The following is a 1819-nucleotide window of genomic DNA, read 5'->3' as shown; positions in this document are numbered from 1 at the left end:
AATCTTTCAGTTGAGGAAGTGGAAATGATAGGGGTCTGGAAAGATAAAAAAGACAAAAAGAAAGCATTTATGGAAGAATTATATAGTTTTGCATCATATAGTGCTGATAGAATTAAAGGATTAGCTGATCAAGGAAAGCTAATAGACGCACAGCAAGACTACATAGTAGAATTATTAGAGTTTTATAGAAAACACAATAAACGTCCAAACCGTTCTACAATACATTATATTTTATGGAAAGAGAAATTTCAATCGAGTAGGCAACTAGCGAGTGATTGGTTTAGTCATCTCCTTTCATATTAAATTAAAATGTTATGTTATATTATAATGCCTGGAAGATTTAGGAAAAAGAAGTTAGGTGGGGCTCGCGTCCCTAAACGCCGCTTAGGACTCTCAAGAAATCAAATTAAAACAGTTAGAGCTATTGCTAAGGAAGAAGCAATGTCGCTCCCTGAAAAAAAAGTATTCGGTTTCATTGATGAAAACCGACAATTGTTTCATAATAAGACAGATTATTTGGCTGAGTTCTTATCCTGTAAGCAGGGAACTGCTGACGATAATGATTTAGCTCAATCTCGCCTAGTTAGAGTAGGTGATGAGTTGCTCTTGCAGAATGTAAATATTCGATTGTGGTTGTCTAACAAAAATGATCGACCAAATGTAATGTACAAGTGCTTTCTCTTTTGGTATACAGCTGGTGTCACCCTTAGTGATCAAGTCTGTTGGTTCACACAGCAAAATAAAATGCTAGACAGAGTTAATAATGAACAAATTAGTATCATAGATTCTCAAACAATATTCTCTGGACCCTCTTACTCAACCGGTGTTGCAAGTGATCCCGGTTCAGCTAAAGAGCATTCCTACCTTTGTACGCTTAATGGCAACTGGAAAGGTAAGAAAATAACTTATGATGAAGGTGGAGCTATCCCTAAAAAACGTGATATAGGTATGATGGTAGTTTGCTACGATTCTCAAGGTACTCTACAGACCGATAATATCGCATCCTATGCCTATAATGCTAAGATAAGCTTTATTGATCCTTAATATTTTTAAAATAGAAATAATAAGCCGTTCCATATAAATACCGACCTCATTGTCGCACTGTTGAACCAGTGAAAAAGGTTTCGAATCCTTTAGGATTCGCGTCCCTTGTTTTTCCGTGGTTTAGGCGGGGAATGAATGCTGAGGTGCATACCTAAGGTATGTGAGTGGTAAGAAAGAACTATATAAAAAGTATCAAAAACAACTTAAAAAGAATATGCTATCTACTAATGTGTCACTATATCCCCTACTGGATGTTGTCCCGATACTGAATGATATCTCTTTGAAAATTACAATCTCTCATAGAAATTGTAATCTTTAGGAATTCTATTTTTTTATTCGTAACCTATACGAATAAAAAATAGATAGATATAATATATATGGAAGATACCCATATAAAAACAGGCCATTACGCATACTCCTTAAGAGTAGATGTAGACGATACAGACGATATAACACTTATTAATAAGTGGAAATCCCATTATAATGCTAGTTTTTGGATTATTGGAAAAGAAGTCAGTTCTTTAGGAAAACCCCATTTTCAATGTATATTCTGGTTCCCAGAGAAACAGAAGATGGCAAAGCTCCGTAACTGGTGGAAAGGTAAAACCTCTATAACAAAGCAGCCAATCTCTTTTACTAGTGCTAAGAGAATTGGATCTCTAGCTCAGTACACGATGAAAGATTCTAACTACATCACTAATCTTTCAGTTGAGGAAGTGGAAATGATAGGGGTCTGGAAAGATAAAAAAGACAAAAAGAAAGCATTTATGGAAGA

General features: G+C 35.2%; 3 protein-coding genes. All 3 read left to right on the top strand.

What is annotated here, in order from left to right; genetic code table 11:
- On the top strand, window positions 1-303 hold a 303-nt coding region (locus ACGH4F_RS09535), incomplete at its 5' end, for a hypothetical protein (RefSeq protein WP_411591017.1).
- 24 nt (window positions 304-327) lie between these two features.
- Entirely contained in the window at window positions 328-1044 is a 717-nt protein-coding gene (locus tag ACGH4F_RS09530; protein ID WP_411591015.1) for a hypothetical protein, read from the top strand.
- Window positions 1045-1421: 377 nt separating this feature from the next.
- Window positions 1422-1819, top strand: a 398-nt coding sequence (locus tag ACGH4F_RS09525) for a hypothetical protein (RefSeq protein ID WP_411591014.1), incomplete at its 3' end; no start/stop codon positions are given.

This window comes from Gilliamella sp. CG35, assembly GCF_046635745.1.
Lineage (GTDB): Bacteria > Pseudomonadota > Gammaproteobacteria > Enterobacterales > Orbaceae > Gilliamella > Gilliamella apicola_I.
Note: the sequence above shows the minus strand (reverse complement) of the source record. Positions and strands in the feature narration are given on the sequence as shown.